Source organism: Macrococcus brunensis (assembly GCF_004359615.1).
In the GTDB taxonomy this organism is placed as follows: Bacteria; Bacillota; Bacilli; order Staphylococcales; family Staphylococcaceae; genus Macrococcus; species Macrococcus brunensis.
The window spans coordinates 1-392 of record NZ_SCWA01000063.1 but is presented as its reverse complement, the minus strand read 5'-3'; the positions used below and the strand labels follow the sequence as shown (position 1 = coordinate 392).

General features: G+C 38.3%; 1 pseudogene. It reads left to right on the top strand.

From position 1 onward, the window contains the following. Positions 1–392, top strand: a pseudogene (locus ERX27_RS11450) (cation:proton antiporter); the annotation flags it as partial.

Below are 392 nucleotides of genomic sequence, written 5' to 3'. Positions count from 1 at the left end.
GTATTCCAGTGATGATAGCAGACGTCCTTTCAAGTGGCCCCGTTAAACCTGAAGATGGTATTGAACGGTACCGTGGAAATATATTATCTGAAAAAGACCGCCTGCATGCTGATTTGATCCGATTTAATAAGTGTCTGATTATCACACCATCTTTAACTTTCAATATGATGGCATTTGATATTCTCGCTGAAGAGTTCGGCTTAAAATCGGTTTATATGCTGCAATCTGACAGCGAAAAGGCTAATGAACAACTGAACACCTATATGCATGCCCATATACTCTTTGGTGATAAAGGGTTAAGGGATCTTAATAAGCTAGTCAGCAATCAAAATATTGATGAAATAGAGGCATCTGCCTATAATCAATTATCAGATGATACACTGGTACTCTAC